Below are 8731 nucleotides of genomic sequence, written 5' to 3' on the forward strand. Positions count from 1 at the left end.
GCGCAGTTCAGGCCGATCATGTCGATGCCCAGCGGCTCCAAAGCGGTCAGCGCGGCACCGATCTCCGAGCCCAGCAGCATCGTGCCGGTCGTCTCGACGGTCACGGAGACGATCAGCGGGACCTCGTAGCCCGCGGTCTCCATCGCCCGGCGGGCGGCGATGACCGATGCCTTGGTCTGCAGCAGGTCCTGGGTCGTCTCCACCAGCAGGGCGTCGGCCCCGCCGGCGAGCAGGCCCTCGGCGTTCTGCTGGTAGGCGTCGCGGATGGCGCCGAAGGTCGTGTGGCCGAGGGTGGGCAGCTTGGTGCCCGGGCCCATGGAGCCCAGGACCCAGCGCTGCCGGCCGTCCCGGGCGGCGAACTCGTCCGCAGTCTCACGGGCGATCCGGGCGCCGGCCTCGGACAGCTCGGCGACGCGTTCGGCGATGTCGTACTCGCCCAGGGCGGTGAGATTGGCGCCGAAGGTGTTGGTCTCGACGCAGTCGACGCCCGCGTCGAAGTAGGCCGAATGGACCGAACGGACGATGTCGGGGCGGGTGACGTTGAGGACCTCGTTGCAGCCTTCGAGGTTCTGGAAGTCCTCGAGGGTGGGCTCCTGGGCCTGGAGCATGGTGCCCATTGCTCCGTCGGCCACCACCACCCGGGTGGCGAGGGCCTCACGGAGCGCGGACGCACGGGTCCGGCTGTCGGCGGAAGGGGTCAGTGGCGACGAGGCCATGAAAGGGGCTCCCTTGAGTGCGACGGCTGTCGGCTTTGCGGGTTCCCCGGGTCTTCCCAGGGAGGGCGCACGCCGCCAGGGTAGCCGGGTCGCGTCCGGGATGGTCGGGCAGTCCGCGGGACGGACCAGGATGGCGGCAGGTCACCGACGGGACACCAGTGACGCAACCGATGTCTGCCGACCATTAGCGGAGCGTCGGCATCGACCGGTAGTGTTCGACATTGCCGAACAGCGGCAGCGGCGCCGTAACTCGGCTGTCGTAGGGGACGGAGGCAGGACGGCGATGGCACGGAACATCCAGTCGCTCGAACGGGCGGCCGCGATGCTGCGGCTGCTCGCGGGCGGCGAGCGACGGCTCGGCCTCTCGGACATCGCCTCGTCGCTGGGCCTCGCCAAAGGCACCGCCCACGGCATTCTGCGCACCCTGCAGGCCGAGGGTTTCGTCGAGCAGGACGACGCCTCCGGGCGCTATCAGCTGGGCGCCGAGCTGCTGCGCCTGGGCACCACCTATCTCGATGTGCACGAACTGCGGGCGCGCGCCCTGGTGTGGACGGACGACCTGGCGCGGTCGAGCGGCGAGAGCGTCTATCTCGGCGTGCTGCACCAGCAGGGCGTGCTGATCGTGCACCACGTCTTCCGGCCCGACGACAGCCGGCAGGTGCTGGAGATCGGGGCGATGCAGCCGCTGCACTCCACGGCTCTGGGCAAGGTGCTGTCGGCGTACGACCCGGTGGCGCACAGCGAGGCGGTCGAGGCCGACCGCAAGCCGTTCACCGAGCGCACCACGTGCGACCTGGAGGACTTCGAGCACATCCTCGACATCACGCGCGCGCGTGGCTACGCGTCCGACGTCGAGGAGACCTGGGAGGGCGTGGCGTCGGTCGCCGCGCCCATCCATGACCGGCGGCGGATGCCGGTGGGCGCGGTCGGCATCACCGGTGCGGTGGAGCGGCTGCGCCGGGACGGGGAGCTGCGTCCGGAGCTGATCGCGGCCGTGCGGGACTGCGCCCGCGCGGTCTCGCGGGACCTGGGGGCGGGGCGGTTCTGAGGGGTCGCACGCCTGTCGTACGTCTGTACGAGCAGAGGTGAGCGAGGGCCGGGGCACGGTGGTGTGCCCCGGCCCTTGTCATTACTCGCCGGTACCCATCTGACCTGCAAGATCGACTGTTCGCGGCAATGGGTAACGATCGTGTTTTCGGCCGTGCTTTCGACAGCAGGACTCTTGACGAGCACGTAACGCCCCGGCAAGACTCCCGTCCATCGGTCGGCATTGTCGAACACCTACCGGCAATACGCGTTAGAGTGTGACAACGCCAAGGGCCGACACCGCTCTCACCCCCGAGGGCAGCTCGAACCTCCGGAGGGACCCGGGGTTCGGTCCCCTGGACGAAGGACAAAGGAGTCGCGGGTGTCCAGCTCCGACATCTTCATCGGCGAGACCATCGGTACCGCCATACTCATCCTGCTCGGCGGAGGCGTCTGCGCCGCCGTGACGCTGAAGGCCTCCAAGGCCCGTAACGCCGGCTGGCTCGCCATCACCTTCGGGTGGGGTTTCGCCGTACTGACGGCCGTGTACACCTCGGCGCCGCTCTCCGGCGCCCACCTCAACCCGGCCGTGACGCTCGCGCTCGCCATCAAGGACGGCGACTGGAGCAACGTCCCGGTCTACTGGGCCGGCCAGCTGCTCGGCGCCGCGATCGGTGCGACCCTGGTCTGGGTGGCCTACTACGGCCAGTTCCACGCGCACCTGACCGACCGGGAGATCGTCGGCGGTCCCGGTGCGCAGGCCACCGCGGCCAAGGCCGTCGAGGCGCAGGAGAAGGGCGCGGGCCCCGTGCTCGGCATCTTCTCCACCGGTCCGGAGATCCGGGTGGTCTGGCAGAACCTCGCCACCGAGATCATCGGCACCGTGGTACTGGTGCTCGCGGTCCTCACCCAGGGCCTCAACGACAAGGGCAACGGCCTGGGCACCCTGGGCGCCCTGATCACCGCGCTCGTGGTCGTCTCGATCGGTCTCTCCCTCGGCGGCCCGACGGGCTACGCGATCAACCCGGCCCGTGACCTGGGCCCGCGCATCGTGCACGCCCTTCTGCCCCTGCCCAACAAGGGCGGCTCCGACTGGGGCTACGCCTGGATCCCGGTGGTCGGTCCGCTCGTCGGCGGCGCGATCGCCGCAGGCATCTACAACGTCGCTTTTGCCTAAAGCAACTCGGTAGACCCTCCCCCTCACTCACGGAACCCCAGGAGCACACAGTGACCGACGCGCACACCGCCGGCCCCTTCATCGCCGCCATCGACCAGGGCACCACCTCCAGCCGCTGCATCGTCTTCGACCGGGACGGCCGTATCGTCTCCGTCGACCAGAAGGAGCACGAGCAGATCTTCCCGAAGCCGGGCTGGGTCGAGCACAACGCCAACGAGATCTGGACCAACGTCCAGGAGGTCGTCGCCGGAGCCATCCAGAAGGCCGGCATCACCCGGGACGACATCAAGGCCATCGGCATCACCAACCAGCGCGAGACCACGCTGCTGTGGGACAAGAACACCGGTGAGCCGGTCCACAACGCCATCGTCTGGCAGGACACCCGCACCGACGCCCTGTGCAAGGAGCTCGGCCGCAACGTCGGCCAGGACCGCTTCCGCCGCGAGACGGGTCTCCCCCTCGCCTCCTACTTCGCCGGCCCCAAGGCCCGCTGGCTGCTGGACAACGTCGAGGGCCTGCGCGAGCGCGCCGAGCGCGGCGACATCCTCTTCGGCACCATGGACACCTGGGTCATCTGGAACCTCACCGGTGGTGTCGACGGCGGCAAGCACTACACCGACGTCACCAACGCCTCCCGCACCCTGCTCATGAACCTCCACACCCTGGAGTGGGACGAGAAGATCGCCGAGTCGATCGGTGTGCCCCTGGCGATGCTCCCCGAGATCCGCTCCTCCTCCGAGATCTACGGCGAGGTCACCGGCGGCAAGCTGGGCGAGCTGCTCGGCGGCATCCCGGTCGCCTCCGCGCTCGGCGACCAGCAGGCGGCCCTGTTCGGCCAGACCTGCTTCTCCGAGGGCGAGGCCAAGTCCACGTACGGCACCGGCACCTTCATGCTGATGAACACCGGTGAGAAGATCATCAACTCCTACTCGGGCCTGCTGACCACGGTCGGCTACCGCATCGGCGACGGCAAGCCGGTCTACGCCCTGGAGGGCTCGATCGCCGTCACCGGTTCGCTGGTGCAGTGGATGCGCGACCAGATGGGCCTGATCTCCACCGCCGCCGAGATCGAGACGCTCGCCCTGTCCGTCGAGGACAACGGCGGCGCCTACTTCGTGCCGGCCTTCTCGGGTCTGTTCGCCCCGTACTGGCGCTCCGACGCCCGCGGTGTGATCGCCGGTCTGACCCGGTACGTCACCAAGGCGCACCTGGCTCGTGCGGTCCTGGAGGCCACCGCCTGGCAGACCCGTGAGATCACGGACGCCATGACCAAGGACTCGGGCGTGGAGCTCGCGGCCCTCAAGGTCGACGGCGGCATGACCTCCAACAACCTGCTGATGCAGACCCTCTCGGACTTCCTGGACGCGCCCGTGGTGCGCCCGATGGTCGCCGAGACCACCTGCCTCGGTGCCGCCTACGCCGCCGGTCTCGCCGTCGGCTTCTGGACCAGCACCGACGACCTCCGCGCCAACTGGCGCCGGGCCGCCGAGTGGACCCCCCGCATGGACGCGGACGCCCGCGACCGTGAGTACAAGAGCTGGCTCAAGGCCGTCGAGCGGACCATGGGCTGGCTCGAGGACGACGAGAGCTGACGAGAGCTCCTGACGGCTCTCGCACGCTCTGATGAGGAGTAAGAACCCGAAATGACCAGTCAGTCCACCCTCCAGTCCGTGCCTGCCCTGGGGACGCACCCGGCCTCCGGCTCGAACCCGAGCCGGGCCGAGACCCGGGAGCAGCTCGCCAAGGCGTCGTACGACCTTCTTGTGATCGGCGGCGGCATCCTGGGCATCTCCACCGCCTGGCACGCCGCGCAGTCCGGCCTGAGGGTGGCTCTGGTCGACGCCGGTGACTTCGCCGGCGCCACCTCGTCCGCCTCCTCCAAGCTGCTCCACGGCGGTCTGCGCTATCTGCAGACCGGCGCGGTGAAGCTGGTGGCGGAGAACCACTTCGAGCGCCGTGCGGTCTCCCGCCAGGTGGCCCCCCACCTGGCGAACCCGCTCACGTTCTACCTCCCCGTGTACAAGGGCGGGCCGCACGGCGCTGCGAAGCTCGGGGCGGGCGTCTTCGCCTACTCCGCGCTCTCCGCGTTCGGTGACGGCGTCGGCCACCTCCTGTCGCCCGCGAAGGCGGCACAGGACGTGCCCGAGCTGCGCACCGAGAACCTCAAGGCCGTCGCGGTGTACGGCGACGACCAGATGAACGACGCGCGCATGGCGCTGATGACGGTCCGCGCGGCCGTCGAGGCGGGCGCCGTCGTGCTGAACCACGCCGAGGTGACCGGCCTGAGGTTCACGGGTGGCCGGGTGACCGGCGCGGACCTGAAGGACCGTACGACGGGCGACGAGTTCGGCGTCAACGCCCGGCTGGTGCTGAACGCGACCGGCCCGTGGGTGGACCACCTGCGCCGGATGGAGGACCCGAACGCGGCCCCGTCCATCCGCCTCTCCAAGGGCGCGCACCTGGTCCTCAAGCGCACCTCCCCCTGGAAGGCGGCGCTGGCCACACCCATCGACAAGTACCGCATCACCTTCGCCCTCCCCTGGGAGGACATGCTGCTGCTCGGCACGACCGACGAGGAGTTCGAGGGCGACCCGGCGGATGTCTCGGTCACGGAGAAGGACATAGCCCAGATCCTGGACGAGGCCGCGTTCTCGGTCCGGGACCAGCAACTGAGCCGTGACCTGATCACCTACTCCTTCGCGGGTCTGCGGGTGCTGCCGGGCGGTCCCGGCGACACGGCGAAGGCCAAGCGCGAGACGGTCGTCACCGAGGGCCCGGGCGGCATGCTGTCCGTCGCGGGCGGCAAGTGGACGACCTTCCGGCACATCGGCCGCACGGTCATGAAGAAGCTGGAGGCGCTGCCGGGCGCTCCGCTCGGTGACGACTTCGAGCCGATCGCCTCCCTGCCGAAGAAGCTGCCGCTGCCCGGTGTCGCCAACCCGCGCGCGGTCGCCCACCGCCTGCTGGTCGACAACCCGGCGCCGGGTCCGCGGATGGCCGCCGACACGGCGAAGCACCTGGCGACGCACTACGGCTCCCTGGCCTTCGACATCGCCCGCCTGGCGAACGACAACCCGGAACTGGGCGAGCGGGTCCACCCGGACGCGCCGGAGATCTGGGCGCAGGTCGTCTACGCCCGGGACAACGAGTGGGCGGAGACCCCGGACGACGTGCTGCGCCGCCGCACGACGCTGACGATCCGGGGCCTGGCCACGGACGAGGTCCGCGCCAAGGTGCAGGACCTGCTCGACAAGAAGTAGCCGGCCCGCCGGGAAGGGGGCGGCTCCCCGCCGACGGAGCCGCCCCCTTCGCATCCCCCATGCGCATGCCCCCTTCGCATGCCAAGGCCCGCCGGGGCGTGCGCCGATGAGGTTTGCCCTGACCTGAGACTTCGCCGTCCCGTTCAGCCCGGTGAACCCCCATAATGTCGTCGTAAGACATCGGATGTCTTTACGGCATACGGGAGCGACAGGGAGGCCGGACATGGCAGTCACCGACGAGGCGATCGAGAAGATCAAGGGCATGATCGTCTCCGGCGCGCTGCGCCCCGGCGACCGGCTGCCGAAAGAGAGCGAACTCGCCTCCGAACTGGGCCTTTCCCGCAACTCACTGCGCGAGGCGGTACGTGCCCTGTCGCTGATCCGGATCCTGGACGTGCGGCAGGGCGACGGCACGTACGTGACCAGTCTGGACCCGCAACTCCTGCTGGAGGCGCTGAGTTTCGTCGTCGACTTCCACCGGGACGACACGGTCCTGGAGTTCCTCGCGGTGCGCCGCATCCTGGAGCCGGCCGCGACCGCGATGGCGGCCTCCCGGATCAGCGAGCAGCAACTGGACGCGCTGTCGGCCCAGTTGGACAAGCTGGGCGAGACGCCGTCGGTGGAGGAGCTGGTCGCCTGCGACCTGGACTTCCACCGGGGCATCGTGCAGAGCTCCGGCAATTCCGTGCTCTGCTCCCTCCTGGACGGTCTGTCGGGGCCCACCACCCGAGCCCGGATCTGGCGTGGTCTGACCCAGGAGGACGCCGTCAGCCGCACCCTGCACGAGCACCGCGCGATCCTCGCCGCCCTGCACGACCGGGACGCGGAGGCGGCCCGCTCCTGGGCGACGGTGCACATCGCGAGCGTGGAGCAGTGGCTGCGCTCGACGCTCTGAGCGGCTTCCGGGCCGGGGTGGCCCGGGGTGGCGATCTTGGGTGTTCGAGCGGCTCGGACGGGGCAGTGATCGTTCACTCCCCCGTGCAAGGGGGCTGCGGGCGCCCCCGCCGGACGCCGTAAGGTTGGTGGGTCAAGCGAGGGCACGTCGGAAGGAGGCCTGGGTGATCGAGCTCGAGGGGGTTCCCGAGCTGATCGACCCGGTCATGGTGGCCGCGTTCGAGGGCTGGAACGATGCCGGCGACGCCGCCTCCACCGCGGTCGCGCATCTGGACAGGGAGTGGAAGGGCGAGGTCTTCGCGGCGCTGGACGCCGAGGACTACTACGACTTCCAGGTGAACCGCCCCACGGTGTGGATGGACGCGGGGGTACGCAAGATCACCTGGCCGACGACGAGGTTGTCCGTCGTCCGCGTGGGCGGCGAGAAGCCGCGTGATCTCGTGCTCGTCCGCGGTATCGAACCGTCCATGCGGTGGCGCTCGTTCTGCAACGAGCTGCTCGGCTTCGCGCACGAGCTGGGCGTGGAGCTGGTGGTCGTCCTGGGCGCCCTGCTCGGGGACACCCCGCACACGCGTCCGGTCCCGATCAGCGGGACCACGTCCGACCCGGACCTGGCCCAGCGGATGGACCTGGAGGAGACCAAGTACGAGGGGCCCACGGGCATCGTCGGCGTCCTGCAGGAAGCCTGCACGCACGCCGGCGTACCGGCGGTGTCGCTGTGGGCCGCCGTACCGCACTACGTGTCGCAGCCGCCGAACCCGAAGGCGACCCTGGCGCTGCTCAACCGGCTGGAGGACTTGATCGACGTGCGCATCCCGCTGGGCGAGCTGCCCGAGGACGCGCGTGCCTGGCAGGTCGGCGTGGACCAGCTGGCGGCCGAGGACAGCGAGGTCGCCGAGTACGTCCAGACGCTGGAGGAGGCCCGGGACACCGCGGAGCTGCCGGAGGCGTCGGGCGAGGCGATCGCCCGCGAGTTCGAGCGGTATCTGCGGCGCCGGGACGGCCATACCAAACCCCCGACGACACCGCCGAAACCGGGCGGCGAGGACGACGAGTCCTCCGAGGAGTGAGGGAGAAGGGCGGTGCGCCGGGCGCACCGCCCTTTTTTGTGTCCGCGCTTGCGCGGGACCGTCCGCAGGCTTTGGCCGGTTTGGGGCGTGACCTCTGTTTCCGGACGGATTGCACACGTTACCCAATTCAACTTGTTTCAAACGGAGTTGGTGAAAACGGTCTGGACGGCTCGCCCCGGGCGTGCTTGGTTGTGCAGCGACGGCGCACCCGCACGGACCGAAGGGAGCGGTACCGATGAGCGACCAGGTACAGCCGGCCGAGGGCCCGGGAGCATCCGGGCCGGGCCCCGACGGAGCGGGATTCACCTATCGCGGAGCCGAGCAGGAACTGATCGTCGTCGCCCGTCCCGAGGCCCGGCTGCGGGCAGGGGCCGAAGGCGTCCGTTCGGCGGCCGGCGCCGATGTCTCCGCCCTCGACATGTTCCTCGGCGACGAACAGCTCACGCTGGAGCCGCTGTTCGGCAGCGAGGAGCGGCTGCAGCAGTCGGGGGCCGCGCCCGGCGCGGCCGGCGGCCCCCCCCACAACCAGATATAAACGGTAAGGGGCGGCGGGGGGCGCGGGCCCGCGCGGGGGGCGGGGGGCGCCCC

At 70.2% G+C, this 8731-nt stretch carries 8 protein-coding genes; 7 read left to right on the forward strand and 1 reads right to left on the reverse strand.

What is annotated here, in order from left to right; all coding sequences use genetic code 11:
• Nucleotides 1-716, reverse strand: a 716-nt coding sequence (locus ABZ453_RS47925; RefSeq protein WP_207929921.1) for a homocysteine S-methyltransferase family protein, incomplete at its 3' end; no start/stop codon positions are given.
• 283 nt (nt 717-999) lie between these two features.
• Here ABZ453_RS47925 and ABZ453_RS47930 point away from each other — a divergent pair.
• The 7 genes from ABZ453_RS47930 (at nt 1000) to ABZ453_RS47960 (ending at nt 8678) form a co-directional block, all read left to right on the forward strand.
• Nucleotides 1000-1764, forward strand: a complete 765-nt coding sequence (locus ABZ453_RS47930) for an IclR family transcriptional regulator (protein ID WP_133047149.1) — start codon at nt 1000-1002, stop codon at nt 1762-1764.
• Nucleotides 1765-2124: 360 nt separating this feature from the next.
• Entirely contained in the window at nt 2125-2919 is a 795-nt protein-coding gene (locus tag ABZ453_RS47935) for an MIP/aquaporin family protein (RefSeq protein WP_359025917.1), read from the forward strand.
• Between the two features lie 50 nt (nt 2920-2969).
• Nucleotides 2970-4511, forward strand: coding sequence for a glycerol kinase GlpK (glpK, locus tag ABZ453_RS47940; protein ID WP_359025919.1), 1542 nt, complete (start codon nt 2970-2972; stop codon nt 4509-4511).
• A 51-nt stretch (nt 4512-4562) separates the two neighbouring features.
• A complete protein-coding gene (locus tag ABZ453_RS47945; RefSeq protein ID WP_359025922.1) occupies nt 4563-6179 on the forward strand; it encodes a glycerol-3-phosphate dehydrogenase/oxidase in 1617 nt (538 codons plus the stop codon).
• Between the two features lie 223 nt (nt 6180-6402).
• Complete coding sequence (locus ABZ453_RS47950; RefSeq protein WP_133047153.1) at nt 6403-7074, forward strand: FadR/GntR family transcriptional regulator; 672 nt, start codon at nt 6403-6405, stop codon at nt 7072-7074.
• Between the two features lie 163 nt (nt 7075-7237).
• Complete coding sequence (locus ABZ453_RS47955) at nt 7238-8143, forward strand: PAC2 family protein (RefSeq protein ID WP_133047154.1); 906 nt, start codon at nt 7238-7240, stop codon at nt 8141-8143.
• A 235-nt stretch (nt 8144-8378) separates the two neighbouring features.
• Complete coding sequence (locus ABZ453_RS47960; protein WP_359025924.1) at nt 8379-8678, forward strand: hypothetical protein; 300 nt, start codon at nt 8379-8381, stop codon at nt 8676-8678.
• The last annotated feature ends 53 nt before the right edge of the window (nt 8679-8731 follow it).

The organism is Streptomyces sp. NPDC005799 (assembly GCF_040630525.1).
In the GTDB taxonomy this organism is placed as follows: Bacteria; Actinomycetota; Actinomycetes; order Streptomycetales; family Streptomycetaceae; genus Streptomyces; species Streptomyces griseorubiginosus_B.

What these genes read in the sequence shown, in the direction of transcription:
- ABZ453_RS47930 (WP_133047149.1), top strand. Translation starts at nt 1,000, where the DNA reads ATGGCACGGAACATCCAGTCGCTCGAACGGGCGGCCGCGATGCTGCGG.
- ABZ453_RS47945 (WP_359025922.1), top strand. Translation starts at nt 4,563, where the DNA reads ATGACCAGTCAGTCCACCCTCCAGTCCGTGCCTGCCCTGGGGACGCAC.
- ABZ453_RS47950 (WP_133047153.1), top strand. Translation starts at nt 6,403, where the DNA reads ATGGCAGTCACCGACGAGGCGATCGAGAAGATCAAGGGCATGATCGTC.
- ABZ453_RS47960 (WP_359025924.1), top strand. Translation starts at nt 8,379, where the DNA reads ATGAGCGACCAGGTACAGCCGGCCGAGGGCCCGGGAGCATCCGGGCCG.